The sequence below is a fragment of the Marinisporobacter balticus genome, from assembly GCF_004345705.1.
Taxonomy (GTDB): domain Bacteria; phylum Bacillota; class Clostridia; order Peptostreptococcales; family Thermotaleaceae; genus Marinisporobacter; species Marinisporobacter balticus.
On sequence record NZ_SLWV01000020.1, the window covers coordinates 36956 to 63909 of the forward strand.

At 33.5% G+C, this 26954-nt stretch carries 23 protein-coding genes; all 23 read left to right on the top strand.

Annotated elements, in window-relative coordinates; all coding sequences use genetic code 11:
* Window positions 1–433: 433 nt before the first annotated feature.
* Window positions 434–700 (top strand): DUF234 domain-containing protein, encoded by a 267-nt coding sequence (locus tag EV214_RS19725; RefSeq protein WP_408631310.1) that lies wholly within the window; start codon window positions 434–436, stop codon window positions 698–700.
* A 200-nt stretch (window positions 701–900) separates the two neighbouring features.
* Entirely contained in the window at window positions 901–1932 is a 1032-nt protein-coding gene (locus EV214_RS12955; protein WP_132246439.1) for a molybdopterin-binding protein, read from the top strand.
* Between the two features lie 38 nt (window positions 1933–1970).
* Entirely contained in the window at window positions 1971–4691 is a 2721-nt protein-coding gene (locus tag EV214_RS12960; RefSeq protein WP_132246441.1) for a molybdopterin-dependent aldehyde oxidoreductase, read from the top strand.
* 139 nt (window positions 4692–4830) lie between these two features.
* Window positions 4831–7197 carry a pyridine nucleotide-disulfide oxidoreductase/dicluster-binding protein gene (locus tag EV214_RS12965; RefSeq protein ID WP_132246443.1) on the top strand — a complete coding sequence of 789 codons (2367 nt, stop codon included), beginning with the start codon at window positions 4831–4833 and terminating at the stop codon, window positions 7195–7197.
* A 2-nt stretch (window positions 7198–7199) separates the two neighbouring features.
* On the top strand, window positions 7200–7406 hold the full coding sequence (locus EV214_RS12970) for a DVU_1557 family redox protein (protein ID WP_132246445.1): 207 nt from the start codon (window positions 7200–7202) through the stop codon (window positions 7404–7406).
* 1 nt (window position 7407) lies between these two features.
* Window positions 7408–8139 carry a DVU_1556 family methyltransferase gene (gene trsM, locus EV214_RS12975; protein WP_132246447.1) on the top strand — a complete coding sequence of 244 codons (732 nt, stop codon included), beginning with the start codon at window positions 7408–7410 and terminating at the stop codon, window positions 8137–8139.
* The gene (locus tag EV214_RS12980) at window positions 8139–8585 is read left to right on the top strand and encodes a DVU_1555 family C-GCAxxG-C-C protein (RefSeq protein WP_132246449.1); all 447 of its coding nucleotides are present in this window, start codon (window positions 8139–8141) and stop codon (window positions 8583–8585) included. The genes trsM and EV214_RS12980 overlap by 1 nt, the downstream gene beginning before the upstream one ends.
* A 2-nt stretch (window positions 8586–8587) precedes the next feature.
* On the top strand, window positions 8588–9928 hold the full coding sequence (trsS, locus tag EV214_RS12985) for a radical SAM (seleno)protein TrsS (protein ID WP_207669695.1): 1341 nt from the start codon (window positions 8588–8590) through the stop codon (window positions 9926–9928).
* Between the two features lie 16 nt (window positions 9929–9944).
* Window positions 9945–11246, top strand: a complete 1302-nt coding sequence (locus EV214_RS12990; RefSeq protein WP_132246451.1) for a DVU_1553 family AMP-dependent CoA ligase — start codon at window positions 9945–9947, stop codon at window positions 11244–11246.
* Entirely contained in the window at window positions 11247–12302 is a 1056-nt protein-coding gene (locus tag EV214_RS12995) for an XdhC family aldehyde oxidoreductase maturation factor (protein WP_132246453.1), read from the top strand.
* On the top strand, window positions 12289–13395 hold the full coding sequence (locus EV214_RS13000; protein WP_132246455.1) for a DVU_1551 family NTP transferase: 1107 nt from the start codon (window positions 12289–12291) through the stop codon (window positions 13393–13395). Before EV214_RS12995 ends, EV214_RS13000 begins: the two co-directional genes overlap by 14 nt.
* Window positions 13388–13981, top strand: coding sequence for a histidine phosphatase family protein (locus tag EV214_RS13005; protein ID WP_132246457.1), 594 nt, complete (start codon window positions 13388–13390; stop codon window positions 13979–13981). Before EV214_RS13000 ends, EV214_RS13005 begins: the two co-directional genes overlap by 8 nt.
* Window positions 13982–13994: 13 nt before the next feature.
* Complete coding sequence (locus EV214_RS13010; protein WP_132246459.1) at window positions 13995–15848, top strand: sigma-54-dependent Fis family transcriptional regulator; 1854 nt, start codon at window positions 13995–13997, stop codon at window positions 15846–15848.
* A 128-nt stretch (window positions 15849–15976) separates the two neighbouring features.
* Complete coding sequence (gene modA / locus EV214_RS13015; RefSeq protein ID WP_132246461.1) at window positions 15977–16768, top strand: molybdate ABC transporter substrate-binding protein; 792 nt, start codon at window positions 15977–15979, stop codon at window positions 16766–16768.
* Window positions 16749–17564 (top strand): ABC transporter permease, encoded by an 816-nt coding sequence (locus EV214_RS13020; protein ID WP_132246463.1) that lies wholly within the window; start codon window positions 16749–16751, stop codon window positions 17562–17564. The genes modA and EV214_RS13020 overlap by 20 nt, the downstream gene beginning before the upstream one ends.
* Window positions 17561–18652: an ABC transporter ATP-binding protein gene (locus EV214_RS13025; RefSeq protein ID WP_132246465.1), complete on the top strand. Its 1092-nt coding sequence runs from the start codon at window positions 17561–17563 to the stop codon at window positions 18650–18652. The genes EV214_RS13020 and EV214_RS13025 overlap by 4 nt, the downstream gene beginning before the upstream one ends.
* A 72-nt stretch (window positions 18653–18724) precedes the next feature.
* The gene (locus EV214_RS13030; protein ID WP_132246467.1) at window positions 18725–19462 is read left to right on the top strand and encodes a Rossmann-like domain-containing protein; all 738 of its coding nucleotides are present in this window, start codon (window positions 18725–18727) and stop codon (window positions 19460–19462) included.
* Between the two features lie 718 nt (window positions 19463–20180).
* Window positions 20181–20900: a YitT family protein gene (locus EV214_RS13035; protein ID WP_279233130.1), complete on the top strand. Its 720-nt coding sequence runs from the start codon at window positions 20181–20183 to the stop codon at window positions 20898–20900.
* A 193-nt stretch (window positions 20901–21093) separates the two neighbouring features.
* Complete coding sequence (locus tag EV214_RS13040) at window positions 21094–21783, top strand: Crp/Fnr family transcriptional regulator (RefSeq protein ID WP_132246469.1); 690 nt, start codon at window positions 21094–21096, stop codon at window positions 21781–21783.
* A gap of 312 nt (window positions 21784–22095) precedes the next feature.
* Window positions 22096–23316, top strand: coding sequence for an ABC transporter substrate-binding protein (locus tag EV214_RS13045; protein WP_132246471.1), 1221 nt, complete (start codon window positions 22096–22098; stop codon window positions 23314–23316).
* Window positions 23317–23318: 2 nt separating this feature from the next.
* On the top strand, window positions 23319–24020 hold the full coding sequence (locus EV214_RS13050; RefSeq protein ID WP_132246473.1) for a GTP-binding protein: 702 nt from the start codon (window positions 23319–23321) through the stop codon (window positions 24018–24020).
* A 19-nt stretch (window positions 24021–24039) separates the two neighbouring features.
* Window positions 24040–25023, top strand: a complete 984-nt coding sequence (locus tag EV214_RS13055) for an ATP-binding cassette domain-containing protein (protein ID WP_207669696.1) — start codon at window positions 24040–24042, stop codon at window positions 25021–25023.
* Between the two features lie 157 nt (window positions 25024–25180).
* On the top strand, window positions 25181–26827 hold the full coding sequence (gene hcp / locus EV214_RS13060) for a hydroxylamine reductase (RefSeq protein WP_132246475.1): 1647 nt from the start codon (window positions 25181–25183) through the stop codon (window positions 26825–26827).
* The last annotated feature ends 127 nt before the right edge of the window (window positions 26828–26954 follow it).

Sequence of the window (26954 nt, forward strand, 5' to 3'; positions counted from 1 at the left end):
AAGTTTGACGAAGATTCAAGGGTTTCATAGAATATTTTGATCAAACTTTATTCCAAAACTACAAATTCGTAGCTTTGAAAAAAAGATGAATAGGAAACTATGCATCTTTTTTTATGGTTTTGGGCGAATAAATATTTGTAAAAATACTCATTCCACAATAGATTCGAGAAAACTATCCAGGGCAATCGCATGAAATATAATTTCAACTATAACTTTTCACAAAGTTTTTTAAAAATAGCATTGCACCATTAGAATATGTGATGTGATTATTTTTCTTAAGAAGTGACCTAAAGCAAAGGCTTTACAGGCATAGCAAATAAACCTTTATACATTTAACATGCCAACTTACACTTGTGAGGGATAACTCAGCTATCTGTTGTTATTTTATACCTGATACTATTTCACTTAAAAATTCTTCATTCATTGTAGCTTTATATCTTTTCATTTTCAAACTCATCAAGAAGAAATAGACATATTAGCAATAAATAAAGATAAGGCTATAATTGGTGAATGCAAATGGAGAAATGAGTTATTAGGCATGGGGGTGGTAAATTCTTTAATAGAGAAGGGGCGTATATTAAACTATGCAGATAAATATTATATATTATTTTCAAAAAGTGGATTTACGCATGAAGTAATAAAATTTTCGCAATCAAATGAAAAGATCATATTAGTAAATGATATAAGGGACAGCCCGTGATTATAAAATAATATGTAATATTTTAGGTGTTCTAAAATAAAGCATATGTATACGCTTTATTGCAGGAGGTTGTAGATATAGTGACGGAAAAAGTGTTCGAATGCGTTACAGTTGACAAAATTTTCATAATAAAATATAATAAATGTACAATAATAAGACAATTTTTTATAGGCGCCTATTGTTTAAAAGGAGGATAATGTATGGAATTGATACCTGTAGAGAAAGCCATAGGGATGATTTTGGCACATGATATGACTGAAATCATCCCAGGAAAATCTAAATGTGCAGCTTTTAAAAGAGGACATGTTGTTAAAAAAGAAGATATTCCAAGATTATTAAGAATGGGAAAAGAACATATTGGGATTATTGTGGTTAAAGAAGGGGATATACATGAAAATGATGCAGCTATTAGAATGGCTACAGCAGCTGCCGGTCTAGGAATTGAATTAACAGAACCTTCAGAAGGTAAAGTTAATTTCATAGCTAAAAATAGGGGTTTGTTAAAGATTAATTATAAAGCATTGTTCAAAATAAATAGTATCGAGGATATTATGATGGCAACACGTCATACGGATATTCTAATAGAAAGTGGGGAAGCGGTTGGTGGAACTAGAATTATTCCACTGATAACAGATAGTCAAAAGATTGTTGAAATGGAAGCAATATGCAAAGAGAATGATCCGATTGTACAAGTTTTGCCATTTAGAAAGTTTAAGGTTGGCATTGTAACAACAGGAAGTGAGGTTTATCACAAAAGAATAGAGGATAAATTCGGTCCTGTAATAAAAAATAAATTTGATGAATTAGGATGTGAAGTCATCGGGCAAATTTTTGCAAATGATGATGCGGATATGATTGCAGAATCTGTGCATCGATTAATAGATCAAGGAGCAGAATTTATAACGTGTACGGGTGGTATGTCAGTAGATCCTGATGATGTAACACCTTTAGGAATTAGAAAAACAGGTGCTTGTGTTGTATCGTATGGGGCACCTACACTTCCTGGTGCTATGTTTATGCTTGCATATAAAAACAATATTCCGATTGTAGGTTTACCAGGATGTGTGATGTATTCGAAAAGAACAATTTTTGATTTAACAGTACCAAGATTAGTTGTAGGAGAAAAGCTAACGAAAGAAGATATTATTCGACTTGGCCATGGGGGATTTTGTTCAAGTTGTAAAGTATGTACATTTCCTAATTGTGGGTTTGGAAAAGGTGGGCTTTATTAAACTTCATATAGAAAACAATATTTTAAGGGGGTCATACGATGGTAAAGAAAACGTTAACAATTAATGGTACAAAAACAATTTTGGTTGTGGATCCGGAGGCGAAATTATCAGATGTTTTAAGAAAGCAACTTGGTTTAACAGGGACTAAGGTGGGTTGTGGTATTGGAGAATGTGGTTCTTGTGCGGTCATTTTAAATGGCAAGGTAGTAAAATCTTGTATTACAAAAATGAAAAGAATTGAAGAAGATTCCAAAATCATTACAATCGAAGGTGTAGGAAGTAAAGATAACCTTCATCCACTTCAAGTTACTTGGATGGTACATGGTGGTGCACAATGTGGTTTCTGTACACCAGGATTTATTGTTTCAGCAAAAGCTCTTTTGGAACAAAACAATAATCCTACAAGAGAAGATGTGAGAGATTGGTTTCAAAAGAATAGAAATCTTTGCCGTTGTACAGGGTACAAACCATTAGTTGATGCTGTTATGGATGCAGCTAAATTAGTTAGAGGAGAAGTGGAAGTAAAAGATATTTGGAAACAATTGCCAGAAGGCGCTTCTTTGATTGGATCAAGCTTTATTCGTCCTTCGGCTTTAGCGAAAGTAACAGGAACATGGGACTTTGGAGCAGACTTAGGACTAAAGCTTCCTTCAAATACGCTTCATGCTAAACTAGTACAAGCAGAAGTTTCTCATGCGAATATCATATCGATCGATACTTCTGAAGCTGAAAAAGTTCCAGGTGTATATGCTGTATTAACTTATAAAGACGTTAAAGGAACGAATAGAATTAACGGTTTGGCATTCCCGACTAATAAAGGGGATGGTTTAGATAGACCGATTTTATGTGATGAAAAAGTATTCCAATATGGTGATGCGATTGCTATTGTATTAGCTGAAAATGAAAAAGCGGCTCATAAAGGTGTGGATAAAGTTAAGGTTGAATTAGAAGTGCTACCAGCTTATATGAGTGCACCAGAGGCGATGGCAGAAGATGCAATTGAAATTCATCCGGGTACGCCGAATGTTTACTTTGAAAATCAAGTTAGAAAAGGGGAAGAAACAGCGGCTATAATGGAAAATGCCCCATATGTTGTTGAAGATGATTTCTATGTTCAAAGACAACCTCATTTACCAATCGAACCTGATGTGGGCTTCTCTTATGTAAACGAAGAGGGAAAATTGATTATTCATTCTAAGAGTATTGCGATTCATTTCCATGCATTGATGATTGCTGAAGGTGTGGGGATGAAAGCAGAGGATGTATTTATTGTACAAAATAATACAGGTGGAACATTTGGATATAAATTTAGCCCAACAATGGAAGGTTTATTAGGTGTTGCAACACTTGCTACAGGAAGACCTGTATATCTTGAATTTAATATGCGTCAACAAATCACATATACGGGTAAGAGAGCACCATTCTGGACAACTATGAAATTGGCTGCTGATCAAGATGGAAAGATTTTAGCGCTTGAATCTGATTGGAGCTGTGACCATGGTCCGTATTCAGAATTTGGTGACTTAGTAACACAAAGAGGTATGCAATTTGGTGCTGCTGGTTATGATATCGCTAACATCAGAGGAAATGGACGTACAGTTTGTACTAACCATGGCTGGGGTTCAGCGTTCCGTGGTTACGGTGCACCTCAAATTATGTTCCCGTCAGAAGTACTAATTGATGAGTTAGCAGAAAAAGTAGGGATGGATCCATTAGAATTCAGATATAAGAATGTATACAGAGAAGGCGCTACAACACCATCAGGTTGTGAACCAGATGTATATTGTTTAGAAGAATTAATTGATAAAGTTCGCCCTGCGTATGAATTAGCTAAAAAGACTGCTGCAGAAAAAAATGAAAATACGCAAGATAAGAAATATGGCGTGGGTGTTTCAGTTAATATTTATGGTTGTGGTTTAGATGGTCCCGATACTTCTGAAGCTTGGGCAGAACTTACACCGAATGGGGTAACGATTGGAAACTCTTGGGAAGACCATGGTCAAGGTGCTGATATTGGTACATTAACCTTTGCACATGAAGCTTTAAAACCATTAAATCTTAAACCTGAACAAATTGATTTAGTTTTGAATGATATGACGAAAACACCTAACAGTGGACCTGCTGGTGGAAGCCGTTCTAATGTCGTAACAGGAAATGCGACGGTTGTTGCTTGTAGAAATTTGCTTAAAGCAATGCAAAAAGAAGACGGTACTTACAGAACTTATGATGAAATGGTAGCGGAAGGATCAGAATTAAAATATATGGGTAAATGGACAGCGCCATGTACGGATACGCCGCCAGATGGTGGTCAAGGCAATCCATTTGCATCATATATGTATGGTGTTTTAGTAGCAGAAGTTGAAGTTGACTTAAATACTGGTAAAACGCAAGTTAAAAAAATGACTTTATCTGCTGATGTCGGTGTAATTATTAATAAACTTGTTGTTGATGGACAGTTATATGGTGGTCTTGTTCAAGGTGTGGGGCTTGCTTTAACTGAAGACTTTGAAGATTTGAAGAAACATACTACACTAACGGGTTGTGGAATTCCACGAATAAAAGATGCTCCAGATCATATTGATTTAATTTATGTTGAAACGCCAAGACCTAATAGTTTATATGGTGCTTCAGGTGCTGGTGAAATGCCTCTTGCTGCGCCACATGCAGCTATTATTAACGCGATCTACAATGCTTGTGGTGTTAGAGTTACTCACTTACCAGCTCGTCCAGAAAAGATTCTTGCAGGGTTAAACAAATAAAGTATATTCATAAATAATCAAGTTTAAAAAAGGAATTGGGATATGAAGCTTTTAGCTTAATAGGTATTAGCATATTCCCAATTCCTATTTTCCTATCAGAAGAAAGAGAATCTAAATGCTATTATGGGAGGATGTAATAATGGATTTGGATAAACTATTGGCTATCAGCAATAAATGCATTCATTCTGAACCACCAGTATGTGTAGCATCCTGTCCAGTTCATATGGATGTTATTGCATTCATGTCTGAAATTGAGAAAGGGGATTTCAAAAAAGCTTATAAATTGATGGAAAATAAGATTCCTTTTGCCAGACTCATTGGGAAGATTTGTGATCATCCATGTGAAAATGTATGTGTTAGAAAAGATGTTGGGGGCAGTATCAATATTAGTGAATTAGAAAAGGTTGTTATTGACTTAGGATATATACGCTCTAAAAAAAGCTTTTCTATACCAAAGAAAAAAGGAAATGTTGCAGTGATCGGTGGAGGATTAAGTGGAATGGTTACAGCTATTGATCTTGATAAAAAAGGTTATCAAGTAACTATTTTTGAAAAATCAAACCGTATAGGAGGAAGAATTTGGGATTATGAGGGTGAAATACTTGATAAAAGCATTATAGAAGAAGAACTTCAAAGCATTGAAAAAAAGGGGATTACAATAAATTATAATACTGAAGTTTTTCAAAATGATTTACAGGAGTATATGGACAAATTTGATGCCGTATATTTGGGTACGGGATATTGGAAAAAAAACTATGAGATAGACCCGAATACATTTCAAGCAAATGATTTACCATTATTTATAGGTGGGAAAATTCATAATAAAAGTGATTCGATTATTTTTTCGGTAAGTTCAGCCAGAAGAGCAGCTATTTCTATTGATAGATATATCAGTAAGAGTTCTATGGGTGCTTCTAGAGAACGAGAAGGAATTTACGAAACATTATTGGATTATAAAGTGGATGATATCGTATCAGTAGAACCGGTACAGAAAGAAACAGAAGCCTACTCTGAGGAAGAAGCTGTTAAGGAAGCAAAAAGATGCTTGAAATGCCAATGTATAGAATGTATTAAGGCTTGCAGTCATATGCAAAAGTTTGATATAACCCCTGATGCATATATTAGAAGGATCAATCATAATGAACGCATTATACTTGGAACACATTATGCAAATAAAATGATCAACGCTTGTACAGAATGTGGATTATGTAAAGAGCAATGTCCAGTAGGTATTGGTATGCAGGACATCATTCATGAAACGAGAGAAAGTATGGTTCAAAGAGGCAAAATGCCATTGTCTACGCATGATTTTGCATTAAAGGATATGGCATTTAGTAATAGTGAGCATTTTTCTTTAGTAAGAAAACAACCAAGTAAGGAGCAGTCAAAAGAATTATTTTATTATCCTGTTATAGCCTTTTCACAATATGCAAGAGGGCTATACAAAGGTTCAGGTAAGACTGGATATTTATTTTATCCGGGATGCCAACTAAGTGCAACACATTCAGAATATATTGGTGATATTTATAAACATTTAGTTGGAACAATAAAGGAAAATGATGCGGATAAAGATGTGGGGCTTTATTTAGGATGTTGTGGGGCTCCTGCAGATTGGGCCGGAAGGCAGGATTTTATGCAAGAAAATGCTGATAAAATTAAGCGTGTATGGGAAGAGATGGATAAGCCAACACTTATTCTTGCCTGCTCCAGTTGTGCCAGTACTTTTGAGAAATACTTACCTATGATTGAAACTGTTTCATTATGGCAAATATTTGATAAGTATGGTTTACCAGAAGTTGATATTAAAAAAGGAAAACGTGTTTTAAATATTCATGATGCTTGTGCTACTAGACATAATCCTAAAATCCATGAAAGTGTCAGAAATATCGTTAAAACTTTAGGCTATAAGATAGAAGAACTTGCGTATACAAAAGATAAAGCGAAATGCTGTGGTTATGGTGGATTAGTATCTTATGCAAACAAAGCGCAGGCAGAAGTATTTGTAAAAGACCGTATAAATGAAAGCAATGAAGATATGTTAGTTTATTGTGCGATGTGTAAGGATTCGCTTGTTAGAGGAAATAAAAGGACTTACCATATTTTAGATATCATTTATGGAAAAGAAATGAATGATGCATCTCTTCAAAAAATACCAACATTATCTGAAAAGAATAAGAATAGAACAAAATTAAAGATGAAGCTGCTTAAAGAAATATGGGGTGAAGAGCAAGATATGGATTTAATGAAGCATTATAATTTTAAATTAAATATTCCTGATGATGTTATGAATATAATGGAAGAAAGATATATCCTAGTAAGCGACATTGAAAAAGTAATCGACAATGCAAGAAGAAATAATGAGCGTTTCTTTAATCCTGATACATACAATTACCTTGCAAGATTAAAGTTTGAAAATGTAACTTATTGGGTCAGATATGAAGAAAAAGAAAACGAGATCTATGTAAATAGTGTGTATAGCCATAGAATGGAAGTCGTGGAGGAATAATGATGAAACATGAGAATGAAAAAAAGAATCTATGGATATGTGATAAATGTCATAAGGAGTTAGTATCTGAAAAGACAAAGGTACGCTATTTAGATGGCAACTTTGAAGTTGCGCTTTTAAAATGCCCTGAATGTAACCTTGTGTTTATAAGTGAGGATCTAGCTTTAGGGAAAATGCTAGAAGTAGAAAAAGGATTGGAGGATAAATAGTGTGGATGGTTGTAATGCATATGAAAGCAGATGCATGAGCGACGTTATGGGGGAGACATTAAGACCTGGTGGATTTGATTTAACTGAAAAAGCAATTGCATTTTGCAATATTACAGATCAGAATGAGGTTCTTGATTTAGGGTGTGGCATGGGAGCCACGGTCAGATACCTATATAAAAAACATAATATAAAAGCTGTGGGTATCGATCCTTCTGAAAAATTACTAAAAATAGCAAAGGAGAAATGTGTTTTTGCGGATTTTGTAACAGGAACAGGGGATTTTTTGCCATTTCCGGATGAAAGTTTTCATTGTGTATTTGCCGAATGTACCTTATCACTTATGAATGATTTAAATGCATCGATAAATGAGGTACATAGGGTTTTAAAGAAAAACGGTTGTTTTATAATTACGGACGTTTATGCTAAAAATCCAAGCGAAATTCAAGCATTAGAAAGTGGTTCTTTGAATAGCTGTATGAGAGGACTCCATGATTTAGACTTATTACAAGAAAAATTAAAAAACATAGGATTTGAAATAGTACATTTGGAGGACTGTAGTGATTTACTAAAAGCGTTGATGGTTAAAATTATTTTTTCATATGGATCTATGGATGTTTTTTGGAATAAAGCAACGAATAATGCAGATTGTATGAATGGGCTTGAGTTTCAGAAAAAGTTGAAGTTATGTAAACCTGGATATTTTATTTTGATTGGAAGGAAAGGAGAAGCATAATGGATGATTTAGCTTTTAAAATATTCAAACTGTCAGCATCGGGTTTTTGCTGTACGCAGATTATGTTGAAATTAGCACTTGATGAAGAAGAAACAAAGAATCATGATTTGATAAGAGTTGCACATGGACTCTGCAAAGGAATTGGCAGTACGCAAAAAACGTGTGGTGTTTTAACGGGCGGAATTGGAATTTTAGGTTTATATGCAGGAAAAGGGCATGAAGAAGAATATACGCAAGAAAACTTTTCACGTATGATGGATACATTTTGCGAATGGTTTGAATCTGAATTTGGAAGCACAGAATGTATAGATCTTATTGGTGTGACTGAATTTGAAAATGGTGATCAAAGTTATCAAGTAAAGTGTGGCGATATACTTGTAAAAAGTTACATGAAGGTGTATGAAGTTTTATCAGAATACGATTATGAATATGGGAGCAGGGAATAGATATGATGTTGTTAAACAAACAATCAAAAATTGAAAGTCTGTGTCCGATTTGTCTCAAGAAGATTGATGCATCCATTTTTACAGAGGGTGAAACCTCATATATGATGAAGACATGTCCTGAACATGGAACCTTTAAGACGGTTTTATGGAGAGGTGGAATTCCAATGGGAAAATGGGTACGACATAAAGAAAGAGCGTATTTAGAAAAAACCGTAACCAAAGTGGATAAGGGTTGCCCTTATGATTGTGGACTTTGTAATGAACACAGGCAGCATACATGTACAGCTTTAATTGAAGTCACACAAAACTGTAATTTACAGTGTCCATTCTGTTTTGCGGATTCATTTGCTAAAAAGGGCCAAGAGCCTTCATTAAACGATATTAGATTCCAGTACCAAAGTGTTTTACGTGTTTCCGGTACATGTAATATTCAACTTTCTGGTGGAGAACCAACAGTAAGAAATGATTTACCAGAAATTATTAAGATGGGCGTAGATTTGGGTTTTACCTTTATCCAAGTCAATACCAACGGTATTCGTATGGCAGACGATGAAAACTATGTTATATCATTGAAAAAAGCTGGATTGAGCTCTGTTTTCTTGCAATTTGATGGAACCCATGACAAAATATATCGAAAGCTTAGGGGGAAAGCACTTTTTGAGAAAAAATTTAAAGCCATTGAAAACTGCAAAAAATATGGTATTGGCGTTGTATTGGTACCAACGCTCGTTCCAGGGGTGAATATTGACAATATTGGAGAAATCATTAAATTTGGAATAAAGCATGTGCCCACTGTAAGAGGTGTTCATTTTCAACCCGTTAGTTATTTTGGTAGAATGCCTAAAATGCCACAAGATAAAGACCGTATTACTTTACCAGAAGTGATGACAGAAATAAGCAAACAAACAGATAATATGATTTTGGTTGAGAGTATGAAACCACCAGGATGTGAAAATGCACTTTGCTCATTTCATGGCAACTATATCATAGAGGAAAATGGATTGATGCAGGTTACAAAACGATCAAGTTGTTGTTGCGCTACAGAAAAGGCTGAGGAAGGTGCGAATAAGGCGAAAGCTTTTGTTGCAAGAAATTGGTCCTACTATAACCATAATAATAAAGATAAACAGCAAGAGGATTGTTCTGATTGGGATAAAATATTAAAAACCATACAAAAAAGTTCATTTAGCATTTCTGCAATGGCATTTCAAGATGCTTGGAATGTGAATTTAGAGAGAATAAAGGATTGTTGTATTCATGTTGTAACGCATGATGGTAGGCTCATTCCGTTTTGCATGTATAATTTAACAAATGCAGAGGGAAGGTCACTCTATAGAAATTGAGAAAAGAGGTGATTGCATGAAGTTAACGCCACTAGAGAATTGGATACTTCATCGTACTTCTATAGGGACAAAAAGTAGAGAGGCTTTGGAAGAATATCAATTTAGCCAATTAATTAAAACACTAAACTATGCCAAGGAAAAGAGTAGATATTACAGAAGAGAATTGAGACATATCGATATTGATTCCATAAAATCAATGAGATATTTTGCAGCCGTTCCATTTACTTTTCCGCAAGATATCATCAAAAATCCACGTGATTTTTTATGTGTAGCACAAAAAGAAATTAAGCGTATTGTTACCATGAATACTTCTGGTACGAGTGGAGATGAAAAAAGAATTTATTTTAGCGAAAAGGACTTAAAGGGTACAATTGATTTTTTTCAGCATGGTATGAGATGTTTAATAGATCAACGCGACCATGTTCTTGTACTTCTTCCGGGTAATGCTTATGGTAGTATTGGAGATCTACTAAAAAAAGCATTGCGTTTGTCTGATATAGAATGTATTGTTCATGGGGTGTTAACAAACCTAGAGGAAGTAAAACGGTGTATTGAAGAAAATAACATTACCTGTATCGTAGGAATACCGATGCAAGTACTTTATTTAAGCAGAATGAAAAGCGATGTCTTTAGAAAACATATTAAAAAAGTTTTGCTGAGTACGGATTATGTTCCCGATGTTTTGGTTCGTGAACTTAAAGACCAGTTTAATTGCGACGTTTTTAATCACTATGGGATGACTGAAATGGGATATGGCGGTGGGGTTGAATGCGAAGCATTAAACGGATATCATTTAAGAGAAGAGGATTTATACTTTGAAATCGTCAATCCGAAAACAGGCGCGATTGTTAATGATGGTCAATATGGGGAAGTGGTTTTCACAACGTTTAATCGGCAGGCTATGCCCCTTATTCGATATAGAACAGGAGATATTGCAAGATTTTCAACAATCGCTTGTGCTTGTGGCACATTTTTAAAGAAAATGGATAAAGTGATTGGAAGAATGACAAATAAAGTAGTGCTGAAAAACTCAAAGGAAATACATTTAAGAGAATTAGATGAAATCATTTTAGCATTTAGAGAAGTGCTAGATTATAATGCCACTCTTTATAATGATGATATGCTGTCATTACTATTAATCCTAAATGATAGCAGTGAATTCGAAAGGATGAAAGAAGAGATTACAAATCGCATATATGATAGATTGAACTTTAAGTTAGATTTAGATATAAATTGGCAGCCAGATGATAGAACACCTAAAATTACAAATAGCATGATTAAAAGAAAGATATATGATTTTAGGAAAGGAGAACAATAGATGAAAGATATTTGTGAACAAGTGATGGATTTATTAAAGGATAAACAAGAAATTGTAATGGCTACAATATTAAATAAATCGGGTTCTGCACCAAGGGATGAAGGAACCAAAATGTTGATAAAAAAAGATTTTTCCATCATGGGAACTATAGGTGGAGGTTTGCTTGAGGCAATGGCAATGAAATTATCCGCGAGCGTATTTAATAGCAGAGAGTTTGTAATTGAGGACTTTATATTGTCAAATAAGGATGCTGGGGCAATCGGTATGGCATGTGGCGGAGATGTAGAAGTGCTTTTAGAATATATCGATCCTTTTGATAAAAATATGGTTAAAATTTATGAAAAAGCAAACGAACTTAGAAAAAATGGAATCGACTTTGTTATGATAACAAAGATTTCTGAGAAAAATGGTTATATTTCTGGTAGGGATAAATGGATTTGTACCGAAACCGCGTTCTATGGGGTAGAGGATAATGAAATTCAGAGGATAACAAAATCTATTAGAGAAGATTTTAACGATATTAAAATCAAATTAGTTCATGGTAAGGAAAGATATTTGATAGAGCCATTTTATAATTTTGAAAGAGTGTGTATTATTGGAGCAGGACATGTTGCTCAAAAAATTGCAGATCTTACGAAAAATCTAGGCTTTTATACAATTGTTGTTGATGATAGAGAGGAATTTGCAAATACGAAAAGATTTCAAACAGCACAAGAAGTAAGAGTGATTCCCTCCTTTGATAACTTGACAAATATTATTGAAATTAATCACAACAGCTATATTGTGATTGTAACGCGGGGGCATTCATATGATAAGGAAGTTCTTGCTCAAATGTTAAAAACGGATGCCAAATATATAGGTATGATTGGAAGTCACACGAAAAGAGACCATACGTATCATGAATTATTACAAGAAGGTTTTGCAAGAAAGGATATAGAGCGGGTTCATTGTCCTATTGGTATTAAAATCTATGCACAAACGCCTGAAGAAATTGCAATTAGTATTGTTGCAGAACTGATTAAGGTGAGAAGATTACCTACGAATGAAAAAAAATAGAATTGCAGCGATTATTATTGCAGCTGGCTATTCATCTAGAATGAATAGTTTTAAGCCGTTGCTAAAGTTTGAAAATGGCACGGCTATTGAAAGATTAGTGGATACCTATAGGCGCTTTGGCATTGAGGATATTTATGTTGTTGTTGGGCATAGAGGCAAGGAGATCATTGAAAAATTGAAAGGATTTGAAGTTACCTTTGTGTTGAATGAATCCTATCCACAAGGCATGTTTAGTTCTATTAAAAAAGGAATTATGGAATTGGACAAGGATATAGATGCATTTTTTATGCAACCGGTGGATATTCCTTTAATAAAGATTCAAACACTTGAACGATTAAAAAATAGCTATGCTCGCTGTGATAAAGGGGTTTTTTATCCAATATTTAGCGAAAAAAAAGGACATCCACCATTGATTGATTGCAAATATAAGGATAGGATTCTAAATAGCAATAGTGATGGGGGTCTAAAAAGAGTTTTAGAAGTGTTTCAAGAGGATTCATTATGTGTTCCTGTTTTTGATAAAGCTATTTTAATGGATATGGATAAAAAAGAAGATTATGAAAAACTTTCAGCATATGATCAACAAAATGCGCCTACTAAAGAAGAATGTTTAGAAATCATGGTGCAATATCATGTGCCTGATCCTATAATCAAACATTGTGAAGTAGTTGAAAGTGTTGCCTGTATTATCTATAATGAAGTTAATTCTTGTGGAATTTATTTAAATGAGCATGCCCTTTTTGCAGCAGCACGATTACATGATATTGCTAGAAAAGAAAAAAATCATGCGCTATTGGGTGCAAATATGATAAAGTCAATCGGTTATGATTTTGTTGGGGATATAATCGCTTCTCATATGGACATAAAAATTTGCGAGGAGGGGCCTATAACAGAAAAAGAAATACTTTATTTAGCGGATAAGCTTGTGAAAGAGGAAAATATTTGTGAAATGGATGAACGATTTGGGCAGGCATTACAAGACAACAGAGATAATCCTAAGGCAATAGAAAAAATAAATGAACGGTGGCTTGCAGCAAAAGCTATTATTAAGAAAATCGAGAGGATAAATGGAAAAGGTTTTATGTATGAATAAAAAAATTTATTTAATTAGACATGGAAAGATTGATATTGGAAATGAAAAAAGGTATTTAGGAATAACAGATTTATCTTTAGATCATGAGGGGATTGCGCAGGCGAAATTCCTAAAAAGCTATTTTAAGCAGATTCCTATTGAAAAGATTTTTACGAGTCCATTAACAAGATGTTTGCAAACAACAAAAATCATATGTGAAGAAAAAAAACAAATCTTTATTCCTATTAAGGAATTTACAGAAATCAATATGGGAATATGGGAAAATAAACCAATTTCGTATATTAAAAAAAACTTTCCACAAGCATATGAAGACCGAGGGGGAAATTTAGGATCTTTCATACCGCCTGAAGGTGAAAGCTTCAACCAATTAGCAAGTAGAGTATTATTAGCATTTGATAGTATTGTTGATCGTTACGCTAGGAATATAATGATCGTTGCGCACGCGGGGGTGAACAGAGTTATATTAAGTTATATATTAGGGCTTTCTATTGAAGATATTTTTAGTATTCAGCAACCATATGGTTGTGTGAATGAACTTATATGCAATGATGCAAATAAAAAATGGGAATACAAACGGTTAATTTAAAGGAGTAATGATTATGATTAAAGAGGAATTTAGACCTGTCATCGAAAGCTCTCATGGGAGATGTAAACGCTTAAATATCAATAGAGATATGGTTTACAGTAATAAAATTATTGGTGATGCTGAATTACAAAATAAGTTTGCGAAAAAAAGAAAAATGATTTTGACAGCAGCGCCATATATGGAACAATTGATAAATATTGTTAAAGGTCATAATTTTTTTGCGTTACTTACTGATGGTGAGGGTTGTATATTGAATGCAATTGGGGATGAGAAGATCCTAAGTGAAGCTTTTAAACTAAAAATGATTCCGGGTGCATATATGGATGAGGAAAGTATTGGAACAAATGCAATGGCAGTTGTAATAAAAACAGGGAAACCCGTACAATTATCAGGAGCAGATCATTATATCAAATCCTATCACAGATGGACCTGCTCAGGGGCACCTATAAAAGATTATCAGGGGAATTTAATAGGTGTTCTAGATCTTACAGGGTATACTGAACAAGTACATCCACATACATTAGGGATGGTTATTGCCGCTGCGAATGCAATCGAAGAAATGATGAAAGTAAAAGAATTTCATAAATTACAAAATACAAATAATAAACACATTAAGACAATATTTAATTCAATGCCTGTAGCAATTATTACTTCAGATGTGGATGGGAAAATTAAAATTTATAACAATAAAGTCGCTGAACTTTTAGGGAATAGAGATAATCAACTAGAGGTAAAAATGATGAATGAGATTATCAATGAGTGGGATCACATTAAAGAACTCGTATTAAATAGAGATCACTTTGAACAAGATATCAGCATTAAATCTCTTTATAATGCTTCTAACTGTCATCTGACGGCAAATCCAATTTATAATCCGATAGATGATAGCGTCGAGATTATATATGTTTTTGAAAAAATCAAAAAAGTAGAGAAACAAGCATTTTATACTTTTGATAAAATTATTGGTAAGAATGAAAATTTTTTGAAAATTGTACAATATGCAAAAAAAATAGCGGATAGTAAATCAACTATTTTAATTTTAGGCGAAAGCGGTACGGGAAAGGAAGTATTTGCGCAAGCTATACATAATTATAGCATCAGAATGGATGGACCTTTTTTGGCGATTAATTGTGGGGCCATACCTAAACAGCTTATGGAACTTGAGCTTTTTGGTTATGAAGAGGGGGCGTATGTTGGTGCTAAAAAAGGGGGCAATCAAGGGAAGTTTGAACAAGCTGACGGAGGGACAATACTTTTAGATGAAATTGGTGAATTGCCTCTAGATATGCAGATTAAGCTTCAAAGGGTATTGCAAGAAGGCATTATAACAAGAATCGGAAGTCAAAAATCCATCCCGGTTAATGTTCGAGTCATTGCTGCAACAAACAAAGATTTGAAAAAAGAAGTGGAATTAGGAAGATTCAGAAAAGATCTTTTTTACAGACTTAATGTATTGCCTTTATATATCCCTCCTTTACGTGAAAGGAAAGGGGATATTAAGCTTTTAATTCATTATTTTATGAAGACAATTTGTGACAATCTTAATAAAAAAGAGATTGAAATTCCAGATGAATATTTGAAGCTAATGATGAACTATAATTGGCCTGGGAATATTAGAGAACTAGAAAATGTTATTGAATTGATTATTAATACAGAAACAATTCCATCGGAATATTTTAATAAAGAAACGGGTGCTACTGATGATGCACAGGACGTTGAAATTTTAAATTTGGCGCATGTAGAGCGAGAACACATAAAAAAAATTCTTCAAAAAAACAAAGGGAATATTACAAGAACTGCTGATGATTTGGGAATTAGAAGGAATACGCTTTATAATAAAATTAAAAAGTATAACCTATGCATTTAAAGCTTGAAAGACTTTGTATGATAGTTCAAACTCAATTTAGAGGCGTTATTTATAGGATAAAATACGACAAAGATAGTATTCAAAAGAATCGAAATTTATGATCAAAATAATAAGGAGGGTTTTAGGAGATGTATAATAATAAAAAATCAAGAATTTTTTACCTTATAGTATTTAGTTTTGTAGGTTTATTATTTCTTGGGGGTTGTAGTAGTAAAGCGAAGCAGAAAGAAGAATCCACAAAGGTTTTGTTTGCTTTTATTGGAGCAAATTTAAAAAATCCAGTAAGTGACTTGGCTGAATCTTATGAGAAGGAAACAGGAATAAAAGTAGAATTGACCTTTAACAATTCTGGTGCTTTGATGAATCAAGTAGAGACAATGAAAAAAGGAGACATATTTATGCCTGGTGGAATGACATTTGTGGAAAAAGCTAAAGAAAATGGATTTATAGACCAGGTAATGGGGCCTATTGCTTATCATACACCAGTGATCATTACACCTAAGGGGAATTCTGCAAAAATAAATTCAGTTGAAGATCTCTCGCGTGAAGGCGTAGAACTTGTAATTCCTGATAAAGATGCGACGGCTATAGGTAAAACAGCTTATAAAATTTTTGAAAAGACGGGTAAAAAAGACGAAATAGAAGAAAATATTATTGCTAATTTAGAAACACCTGCAAAGGTATTAGCTGCAATAACTATGGGTCAAGGAAATGCGGGTATAGTTGAATACAGTAATACATTTAAAGACAGAGATAAATTAGAAGTTATTGAAATGGATCCTAAAGTGAATCAGGTAGAAGAAATTCCTGTTACTTCTTTAATATATTCAACAAATAAAGATATGGCATTAGACTTCATGAAATATATACAGGAGAACGGCCCAGCAACTTTCGAGAAATATGGATTCAAGACAAAATAATCCTAAGCAACTACAAAACGCTATATTTTTTTGTTTGTTATGGATAGTATTTGCCTTTACAATCTTATTTCTCCTGTTATTAATGATGGGCTTAATCTCTTATAGTGATCTTAGTACTCTTTTTAACATTCTTAAACAAGTAGAATTTCATTTTGCATTAAAGTTTACGCTATGGACTTCTTTAGTCGCCACAATTTTTGCAACGATCATTGCTTTGCCTTGTGCCTATATTTTATCGAGATATAAACTTCCAGGGCGTGTATTTTTGGATACGATGCTAGACATGCCCATTGTGTTGCCACCGCTGATTAGTGGGATTGCTTTACTAATCTTCTTTGGTCCTGTTTTGGGAGATCATCTGGCTCAGGCTGGAATAAAGATTGTTTTTACTCCTTTAGGAGTTATTATTGCCCAATGCTTTATTGCTACGCCTTATGCCATTAAAACCTTTAAGCAGGCATTTGCTTCGATTGATCAACGAATGGAGAATATAGCACGTACTTTAGGTTTTTCTCCCCCAAATGTTTTTTTAAAAGTTACCTTGCCATTGGCTAAAAACGGAATTATTGCAGGAATAATGATGGCTTGGACACGGGCTTTAGGGGAATTTGGAGCAACGGCTATGCTGGCTGGAATTACTAGGATGAAGACAGAAACTCTTTCTGTAGCAGTTTTTCTCAATATGTCTATTGGGGATATAAAATTTGCCATTTCCACGGCTATTGTCATGCTCTTTATTGCTTTTGTCTTGCTCATTATATTAAAGATTCTTCTTCGAAATGAGGTCAGCGTATGAAAAAAACTTTTTTTCAAGTAGAAGGACTTCGCGTCGAAGCTGGAGGATTTCAACTTCAAGATATTTCTTTTTCATTGCACAAAAAAGAATATACAATGATCTTAGGACCTACTGGTTGTGGGAAAACAATGTTGCTGGAAACACTAGCAGGACTGCGAAAACCAATTATGGGGCAAATATTTCTAAATAATACCAATATTACTACATGGTCTCCAGAGGCACGCTGCTTTGGATTTGCTTATCAGGACAGCTTACTCTATCCTTTTTTAAATGTAGAAGAAAATATCTTATTCGGAGCTAGCGCTCAAAAAAGGCATAAAGAGGTAGAAATACGAAAAAGATTGAACAGGATTACAGAAGCAATGGGCATTTCACATCTGTTGCAGCGTGTTCCACGGTTATTAAGCGGAGGAGAAAAGCAGCGTGTTTCCTTAGCGAGAGCGATCTTGTGTAGTCCTCCTGTTCTTCTTTTAGATGAGCCATTGTCTGCTTTAGATCCACAAACACGTCATGCTATGCAAGCGTTGCTACATGAATTACATCATTCAGAAGGATTGGGTATTATTCATGTGACACATGACTTTAATGAAGCTTTACAGTTAGGCACGCAGCTAATTGTAATGAATCAGGGGAAAATAGTGCAGCAAGGAGAACCTTTGAATGTATTTCATCAGCCCCGATCACTCTTTGTAGCAGAGTTTCTTAGAAGTGAGAATATCATCAAGGGTAAAATTGAAAACATTAATGGAATACTTTGGTTTAGCGATAGAGAAAATGAATGGGTTTTAGGACCACTGTATGAGAAATTGCGCACAGATGCTAATCAAAAGGAAGTTTATTTGATGATTCATGCTGGGCAAATAGAAGTGTCTTTGAGGGAGGATACACCTTTACATAATTTAAATACATGGAACGCTTGCGTACAAAAGGTAATGATACATAGCACGCATGTTGAGATGATTTGTAAGGGGAGTAGATACTGGCATGTGGCATTGTCTTGTAATGAATGGCAAAGACTCGATTTAAAAGTAGGATCAAGGGTTAATTTATCGGTGAATATGAAGCATATTCACATTATAGAGGATTAGTGACAATTTCTACAAATCATAAAGTGTAAAGAAACTATGGAAATAGAAACTTTAAAAATAGGAGGAAGAGATATGAAAAAAGAAGATTATTTGATAAAAATACAAAGAAAATTTAAACAACTTGTAAATGAAAATGAACTTAATGAAAAAGAAATAGCGATTACCTGTTCTGTGCTCACAGCCCAAGAGGCTATTGGGGATCCGGGCAGAAATGATTTTCCTATTCAGAAAGGGAAAGAGAAATTGATGCAAGCTTGTTTTGGATGTTCCTACGGCCAAGCGTTTACGGATATGCCAAATGGCTATAGGGGTAAATTGGAGGAATTAGCAACCATACCACTACAGACAAATTTTGATCGCGCGGTTTTTATATCTGGAATGAATGCGGTTTTAAGGGAACTTAAAATGACTGAGTGTACTATTCATTGTAAAGATGATGGACCTCGAAAATGTAGTGTGGAATTGGTGGAAATGATAGAGAAAGAATATGGAAATCCTAAAATTGCTATGTTTGGTCTGCAACCAGCGATGGTTGAAGTTTTGGCACATAAATTTACATTAAGAGTCTTTGACCTAGATGAAGATAATATCGGCAAAGATAAGTACGGAATTGTAATTGAAAGTGGAATATGTAATATGGAAGCTGTTCAAGCATGGGCGGATATATTTTTAGTGACAGGAAGTACAATCTGTAATGGATCCATTGTCGATTTCCTAAAGATAGAAAAACCTGTCATTTATTTTGGGACAACCATTGCAGGAGCTGCCAGTCTATCAGGGTTAAACCGTTTTTGTCCACAGTCATCTTAAATGCAATCAAAGAAATCATTAAAGTAAAAGAATTTCATAAATTACAAAATACAGATCATAAACATAGGATGATAATATTTAATTTAATGTCTGTAGAAATTTGTAGTTCGCATGTTAATGAAAAAAAAATTAAATTTATAAAAATAAAGGGAAAAATAGTAGATTGTAAATCTACTATTTTATTTTAGGCAAAAGCAGTAGCCACTTTTCTTCATCAATATTGTGATAGTGTGAGCCATTTTTTAGAGTATCATATTTTGATTGAATAGCGCTTATATTTATATCATGATGCTATTTTGTTTCTTTATGAATAGCAGTTTATTCTTTAGGGTGTTTAAATCCTTAAATAGCTAAAGATATATGAACTAAAGATACCTTTGTATAAACAATATAAACAAAATCACCCCAAAATCTACCTATATTCACAAAGTTTTTCATAAAATTATAATTTAAAATAAGTATTCAATAATTATACTGGGATGAAAAAAGAAAAGATTAATTATTTTATTAGACTAATGTAGAAGCGTTGATAAAGAGGTTGGATACATTTCATTTCTAAAAGATAGGATGTCACATTGCGTTAAAATAAAAATCAATAATTTGGAGAAAATGGTAGTGAAGTTTTTTTATATAGTTTATAATGAGGGTACAATTTTGATTTAGAATAAAGGTATAAAGTATTTTTGTACTTTATAATGAATGATGGGGAATTGCCTTAATACTACAGTATGTAACGCATATTTCATCGGGTTATTATATATTAGCTGTAAACATACCTGTATTTTTAATGGGTATGAAACAAGTGGATAAAGAGTTTTGTATTTTTAGTTTAATTGGCATGGTGTCTTTAGCGGGGTTTATGATTTTAACTCAAAATATATCTTATTATTATACGATGAATGATATGGTTGTATCTAGTGTATATGGAGGTATATTAGGGGGGATTGGTGGCGCCATTGTTTTTCAAAATAGAGCTTCTATGGGAGGAACAGATATTATCGCTGTGATACTTAAGAAAAAAACAGGAGGAAGTATAGCAAACTATTTGTTTGCCATGAACATAGTAGTTGTATTCATTGGAACAAGGATTAATGGGATCAGTATTGCACTTTACACATTGATTTCTATGTACATTAGTTCAGAAGTCATGAACAGAGTAATGAATGGAATCGAAAGAAAAAAACTATTGTTTGTTGTAACACAAAAGGAAAGAGAAATTGCAGATCATATCATACGAGAAGTAGGCAGAGGTGTAACTTTTCTGCATGCGCAGGGAGCTTATACAGGAAATGAAAGGAAAGTTATTTATTGCATTGTAACTTTGAGACAATTACCTAAAATTAAGAAGTTAATTGAAGACAAAGATCCTCAAGCATTTATTTCTATACTAGATACTTCAGAAGTACATGGAAAAGGATTTAAGAAATCAATCGTATAAAGATAAAAAAATGAATTTTCTTAAAAAATAACTATAAAGTTCTAAAAATATGGTTTATGATGATATTATAAAGGATAGCGAATAATCATTGCTATCTTTTTTTCGGTTCGTTCAATGGTCAATAATGCTTGACAATATCAAGTAAATTTGTGGTAGGATAGATGCAATAAATATAATATTGGGGAGAAATTTTATGTATACCAAATGGTTAAGCACGTTGATAAAGGTTAGATTGTTCGAAAATATTGAAAGAGATGCGTTAAATAAGATGTTACTTTGTTTAAATCCAAATAAAGTAGCTTATAAAAAGAAAGCGTATATAACCATAGCAGAAGATAAGTTTACGGGGATCGGGATTATCGTAGAAGGTGAAGTGATTGTCACAAAAGAAAATGTAGCAGGGGATCGCGTGATGATGGCAAAATTAAACGAAGGTGATATTTTTGGTGAGATTGTTGCTTTTTCTGATAATGATAAATGGCCTGCTACAGTGATTGCTTCAAAAGATTGTACCATATTATTTTTACCGACAGAAAAAATTATGGGAAATTGTCCTAAAATGTGTATAGGACACAAATTATTAATACAAAATATGTTAAAGATTGTTTCGCAAAAAGCGCTCCAACTAAATAGAAAGATTGAATATTTAGCAATCAAAAGTATAAGAACAAAAGTAAGCACTTATTTATTAGAACAATATCATAGCGTTAAAAAAAATAAATTTATGATCCCTTTAAAAAGAAATGAATTGGCTGAATTCTTAAATATATCGAGGCCATCATTGTCAAGAGAACTGATAAAAATGAAGGAGGAAGGGTTTATAGATTTTTATAGATCTTCATTTGAAATAATAGATATGGAAGCCTTAAAAGCAAATATATAATTATAAACTTGTTTAGCAAAGCTGAACATCGGAAATTAAGATGGGAATTTTACGCCTCCTAAACCAACTGCGACGTCTTATAAACAGATAAAGTAAAAATGGTTAACCCTATAAACTTATAGGGTTAACCGTTTTTATAATGTGAAAATTATCAATTAGAAGACGCACAATTGTAGCCAAGATATTTTGCTTTAGAAAAAAGAATTTATTGAATGATTTTACGTAACATAGGATACGGAAATAAGAGAAAGTAAATGCTATAATAAAAACAAAGAAAGCGATAAAAGAAAATGCCCGAAGGAGGGGATCTGTATGGAGAATAAATATTTTGATAGGAAAGATACACTATTTGATATTACTCAAAAATATAAAGAAGCCATTGACTTATTAGTATCGGTAGGTATTGACAATATAAAAGATGAAAAACAAAGAGCAACCATTGGAAAATCTATTACATTGGAAACTGCTTTAAATATGAAGAAAATAAATGTAGATACGTTTGTAGAACAATTAGTAGATATCATTGAAAATAAGCAAGATGAGAATGAAAGCATAAAAGATACAGATATAAGAATTGAAGGGGTATTGCCTTGTCCAGTAAGAGTGCCATTAATGGAAGCTTTTCAGAAGTGGTTAGAAGAAAATAAAGATGTATTAGATAGGACAATCGGTTATGAATTAAAGGCTGCATCTATGGGGGTCGATTGGTTAAAAGCATCTTTAGAAAAAAAAGAATCAGAAGATATACTCGCAGACCTATTTATATCCGCTGGGTTTGACTTGTTTTTCGATAAAAATTTAATCGGTAAATACAAATCTGAAAATGTATTTGAAGATATTACAAGTATGCATCATTACAATAAAGATTTTGAAAATGAATCTATAAAACTTAAAGATCCAGACAAGCAGTATTCAATGATTGGGGTTGTTCCAGCCGTATTCTTAGTCAATACAGAAGAACTGGATGGAAGAAAAATGCCAACAAGCTGGGAAGATCTACTCAGTGAAGTATTTGAAAATAAGGTGAGCTTACCGATCGGGGATTTTGATTTATTCAATGCGATATTATTAAATATTCATCAGAAATATGGTGAAGAAGGCGTAAAAAAATTAGGAAAAAGTTTGTTAAGAAGTATGCACCCATCAGAAATGGTGAAATCGCATATTAAAAAGACAGAAAGACCTATCGTTACGATCATGCCTTATTTTTTCACAAAGATGACAAAAAGAGGCGGTCCTATGCGTGCTATATGGCCAAAAGACGGTGCCATTATCAGTCCAATATTTATGTTAAGCAAAAAAGAGAAAAAAGAAAAATTAAAACCGATTGTAGATTTTTTCGCTTCGAAGGAGATCGGAGAAATATTATCACACAATGGAAAATTCCCAAGTGTAAATCCCAATGTGGATAATATGATTTCAAGTGAGCATAAGTACATGTGGCTTGGATGGGATTATATTAAAAACAATGATATAGGGAATTTGATCAAAAAATGTGAAAAATTATTTAATGAAGCAGTTAGGGAGGTGTAAATATGAATGTAATAACGATATCAGGCCCCCCTTCATCAGGGAAAACATCGATCATATTAAAAACAATTCGTGTATTACATGAAAGAAAATTAAAGGTAGGGGTAGTAAAATTTGATTGTTTGTATACAAATGATGATATTTTATATAAAAAGGCAGGTGTTCCTGTTAAAAAAGGATTGTCAGGGTCTTTATGTCCAGATCATTATTTTGTAAGCAATATTGAAGAAGTCGTACAGTGGGGAAGAAAAGAAAATTTAGATGTATTGATTACAGAAAGTGCAGGACTTTGTAATCGTTGCTCACCATATATTAAAGATATTAAAGCAATATGTGTGATAGATAATCTAAGTGGTATCAATACACCTAAAAAGATTGGACCTATGTTAAAGTCAGCAGATATTGTGGTGATCACAAAAGGAGATATTGTATCGCAAGCAGAAAGAGAAGTATTTGCTTCAAAAGTACATTCAGTAAACCCTAAAGCAATCACGATGCATGTTAATGGCTTAACAGGTCAAGGCGCATTTGAACTCAGCACATTGTTGTATGATGAAAAAGAAGATATAGAAACAGTGAAAGGAAAAGAATTAAGGTTTTCCATGCCTTCAGCACTTTGTTCATATTGCCTAGGAGAAAAAAGAATTGGAGAAGACTATCAAATGGGCAATGTAAGAAAACTGAAATTAGGTGATGAAAATGATTAATATAAAAGAGATAGAGGAAATGAAAATAAAAGAATTAGAGAAAAAATATCCTTTTGCAGTTTCATTTTTCGAAAATAACCATTTAAATCTAGAAGGATATGATGAATATACCTTTGAACAATATTTAAATCATTTTACAGAGGAAGAAATAGAAGAATGGGCAATCGATATTGAAAGAATGAAAGTAGATTTTATTGTTTATATGAATCAAATGTTAGCATTTCTAGGAATAAAAGAAGCGGATCAAGTCAATTCTTTGACAATTATTGCGGGTAAGGATAAATATAGAGAAAAAGAACATTTTGAAACATTTACAATCCATAAAGGAGAAATTGTTTCAATCGTTGGGCCAACAGGTTCTGGTAAAAGTAGATTACTAGCGGATATAGAGTGGACTGCGAATAAAGATACACCTACAGAAAGAAGGATTTTGATTAATGATGAAATACCAGATAAAAAATGGAGATTCTCATCTTCTAATAAATTGGTTGCACAATTGTCTCAAAATATGAATTTTGTAATGGATTTAACGGTAATGGAGTTTATAGAATTACATGCGAAAAGTAGGATGATTCAAAATGAACAAGAAGTTATCAAAAAAATCATTGATGCAGCAAATCATCTAGCGGGTGAAAAATTTGATTTAGATACACCGATCACCAGCCTTAGTGGTGGACAATCCCGTGCTTTAATGATAGCAGATACAGCAATATTAAGCACATCGCCTATTGTTTTAATAGATGAAATAGAGAATGCAGGAATCGATAGAAAAAGAGCTTTAAATCTTCTTATTAATGAAGAAAAAATCGTACTCATGGCGACACATGATCCTACTTTAGCTTTAATGGCAGATAAGCGGATTGTCATTAAGAATGGAGGCATTCATAAAGTGATACAAACGAATGATCGTGAGAAAGAAGTATTAGTGGAATTAGAAAAAATGGACAAGATGATAAGCACGTTTAGAGCCGATTTAAGAAAAGGTGAAATCTTGAAGAAATAATTTAAAAAAAGGAGAATGAAAATGCATGAAGGCTGTTTAGGAAGTTTTCAAACAGGAAAAGAAGTCGTAGACAAAGTTAGGATACCGAAATTATAAACAAGTTATTATATGATAAGCGTATAGAAAATATAAATGAAATAAAAAAGGGGGATTTTATATGCGTATGTTCTGTTATCAATGTCAAGAAGCAGCAAAAGGAACAGGCTGTACAATTAAAGGGGTTTGTGGTAAACCTGAAGAGGTTGCAAATTTACAAGATTTGATGATATACACGTTAAAAGGTATATCAGTAGTAGCGCAAGAAGGTGCAAAGGCGGACATTAAATTTAAAAAAGCAGATCATTATACAATGAATGGTTTATTTATGACGATTACAAATGCTAATTTTGATGATGCTATGTTTATCGAAAAGATCAAAGAAGGCTTAGCTTTAAGAGAAGAAATGAAAAAAGAATTAAGCGACAAAGGTGTTGTACTGAATGATTTACATGATACAGCTACTTGGAGCGCCGAATCAGATGCAGCGATCAAAGCAAAAGCAGATTCTGTTGGCGTGGGTGTTTTAGCTACAGAAAATGAAGATGTTCGTTCTCTTAGAGAATTAATCATCTATGGGGTAAAAGGTATGGCAGCTTATGCAGAACATGCATATAATCTAGGAAAAGAAAATGATGAAATCTATAGATTTATTGCAAAAGCTTTAGTAGCAACATTAGATGATACGCTAAGCGCAGATGAATTGGTGGCACTTACATTAGAAACAGGAAAATATGGTGTAGATGTAATGGCACTACTCGATGGTGCGAATACAGGTGCTTATGGAAATCCAGAAATAACTGAAGTAAATATTGGGGTTAGAAATAATCCAGCAGTTTTAATATCCGGTCACGATTTAAAAGATTTAGAGCAATTATTAAAACAAACACAAGGTAGCGGCGTAGATGTTTATACACATGGAGAGATGTTACCCGCACACTATTATCCAGCATTTAAAAAATATGACAATTTTGTTGGAAACTATGGAAATGCATGGTGGAAGCAAAAAGAAGAATTTGAAACATTCAATGGGCCTATTCTTTTCACAACAAACTGTATCGTACCACCAAAAGCAGAACATATTGAAAGAATTTATACTACAGGGGCAACCGGTTACCCAGGATGTAAAGTGATTGTTGCAGATGAGAAGGGTGTAAAAGATTTCTCAGAAGTCATTGAACATGCGAAAAGATTAAGTGCACCTACAGAGATTGAAACCGGTAAAATTGTCGGAGGATTTGCCCATGCACAAGTGTTTGCATTAGCGGATAAGGTGGTAGAGGCTGTAAAATCTGGTGCAATCAAAAAATTCTTTGTAATGGCGGGTTGCGATGGCAGAATGAAATCAAGAGATTATTATACTGAATTTGCAGCAAAACTACCAAAGGATACCGTAATTTTAACAGCAGGATGTGCGAAATACCGTTATAATAAATTAAATTTAGGAGATATTGCTGGGATTCCGAGAGTCCTTGATGCAGGACAATGTAATGATTCTTATTCATTAGCAGTCATTGCGCTTAAACTAAAAGAAGTGTTTGAACTAAATGATATCAATGAATTACCAATCGCATACAATATCGCATGGTACGAGCAAAAGGCAGTTATTGTATTACTTGCATTACTTTATCTTGGCGTAAAAAATATTAAGCTTGGACCAACATTACCCGTATTTTTATCACCGAATGTAGCAAAAATACTAGTTGAGACTTTTGGGATCAATGGAATAAATAATGTGGATGAAGATTTAGAACAATTCTTAGGATAATTAGATTTGTATATAAATGAATTTAAGATTGTATTTTAATGAATCATTTGAAAAAAGGAACTGAGCATGTGCGCAGTTCCTTTTTTAGTGGTGAAGGTAAAGAAAGCGAAAAAAGTTTCTAAAATGA

What these genes read in the sequence shown, in the direction of transcription:
- EV214_RS12960 (WP_132246441.1), top strand. Translation starts at nt 1,971, where the DNA reads ATGGTAAAGAAAACGTTAACAATTAATGGTACAAAAACAATTTTGGTT.
- EV214_RS12965 (WP_132246443.1), top strand. Translation starts at nt 4,831, where the DNA reads ATGGATTTGGATAAACTATTGGCTATCAGCAATAAATGCATTCATTCT.
- trsS (WP_207669695.1), top strand. Translation starts at nt 8,588, where the DNA reads ATGATGTTGTTAAACAAACAATCAAAAATTGAAAGTCTGTGTCCGATT.
- EV214_RS13045 (WP_132246471.1), top strand. Translation starts at nt 22,096, where the DNA reads ATGGAGAATAAATATTTTGATAGGAAAGATACACTATTTGATATTACT.
- EV214_RS13050 (WP_132246473.1), top strand. Translation starts at nt 23,319, where the DNA reads ATGAATGTAATAACGATATCAGGCCCCCCTTCATCAGGGAAAACATCG.
- EV214_RS13005 (WP_132246457.1), top strand. Translation starts at nt 13,388, where the DNA reads ATGAATAAAAAAATTTATTTAATTAGACATGGAAAGATTGATATTGGA.
- EV214_RS12990 (WP_132246451.1), top strand. Translation starts at nt 9,945, where the DNA reads ATGAAGTTAACGCCACTAGAGAATTGGATACTTCATCGTACTTCTATA.
- EV214_RS13010 (WP_132246459.1), top strand. Translation starts at nt 13,995, where the DNA reads ATGATTAAAGAGGAATTTAGACCTGTCATCGAAAGCTCTCATGGGAGA.
- modA (WP_132246461.1), top strand. Translation starts at nt 15,977, where the DNA reads ATGTATAATAATAAAAAATCAAGAATTTTTTACCTTATAGTATTTAGT.
- EV214_RS12980 (WP_132246449.1), top strand. Translation starts at nt 8,139, where the DNA reads ATGGATGATTTAGCTTTTAAAATATTCAAACTGTCAGCATCGGGTTTT.
- EV214_RS12995 (WP_132246453.1), top strand. Translation starts at nt 11,247, where the DNA reads ATGAAAGATATTTGTGAACAAGTGATGGATTTATTAAAGGATAAACAA.
- EV214_RS13000 (WP_132246455.1), top strand. Translation starts at nt 12,289, where the DNA reads ATGAAAAAAAATAGAATTGCAGCGATTATTATTGCAGCTGGCTATTCA.
- EV214_RS13030 (WP_132246467.1), top strand. Translation starts at nt 18,725, where the DNA reads ATGAAAAAAGAAGATTATTTGATAAAAATACAAAGAAAATTTAAACAA.
- EV214_RS13025 (WP_132246465.1), top strand. Translation starts at nt 17,561, where the DNA reads ATGAAAAAAACTTTTTTTCAAGTAGAAGGACTTCGCGTCGAAGCTGGA.
- EV214_RS12970 (WP_132246445.1), top strand. Translation starts at nt 7,200, where the DNA reads ATGAAACATGAGAATGAAAAAAAGAATCTATGGATATGTGATAAATGT.
- EV214_RS13040 (WP_132246469.1), top strand. Translation starts at nt 21,094, where the DNA reads ATGTATACCAAATGGTTAAGCACGTTGATAAAGGTTAGATTGTTCGAA.
- EV214_RS13020 (WP_132246463.1), top strand. Translation starts at nt 16,749, where the DNA reads ATGGATTCAAGACAAAATAATCCTAAGCAACTACAAAACGCTATATTT.
- hcp (WP_132246475.1), top strand. Translation starts at nt 25,181, where the DNA reads ATGCGTATGTTCTGTTATCAATGTCAAGAAGCAGCAAAAGGAACAGGC.
- EV214_RS13055 (WP_207669696.1), top strand. Translation starts at nt 24,040, where the DNA reads ATGAAAATAAAAGAATTAGAGAAAAAATATCCTTTTGCAGTTTCATTT.
- EV214_RS12955 (WP_132246439.1), top strand. Translation starts at nt 901, where the DNA reads ATGGAATTGATACCTGTAGAGAAAGCCATAGGGATGATTTTGGCACAT.